This window comes from Paraburkholderia sp. SIMBA_053 (assembly GCF_046534895.1).
In the GTDB taxonomy this organism is placed as follows: domain Bacteria; phylum Pseudomonadota; class Gammaproteobacteria; order Burkholderiales; family Burkholderiaceae; genus Paraburkholderia; species Paraburkholderia caledonica.
On sequence record NZ_JAWRXU010001915.1, the window covers coordinates 1 to 230 of the forward strand.

Sequence of the window (230 nt, forward strand, 5' to 3'; positions counted from 1 at the left end):
TTGCTTCCCTTGTACTTGTTGTTGTTTGGAGAATTCCGCCGCCTGCCTTTAGGATATCAATATATTTAGCTCCGTTTAATCGCATCTCTAGCTCTTTTTCACGACTTCCCCCAAACACAATGTGAGTATGAGCATCAATTAGACCTGGAGTAACAATCTTTCCTGAAGCATCAATCGTATTTATATGTCCATTCAACGTATGAACATAGCGTTCTGCTTCAACATCTAAT

Annotated in this window: 1 protein-coding gene; it reads right to left on the bottom strand. The window is 39.6% G+C overall.

The genetic code is table 11. The features are described from left to right. Positions 1 to 230, bottom strand: a 230-nt coding sequence (locus tag SB753_RS42210; protein ID WP_410805842.1) for an amidohydrolase family protein, incomplete at both ends; no start/stop codon positions are given.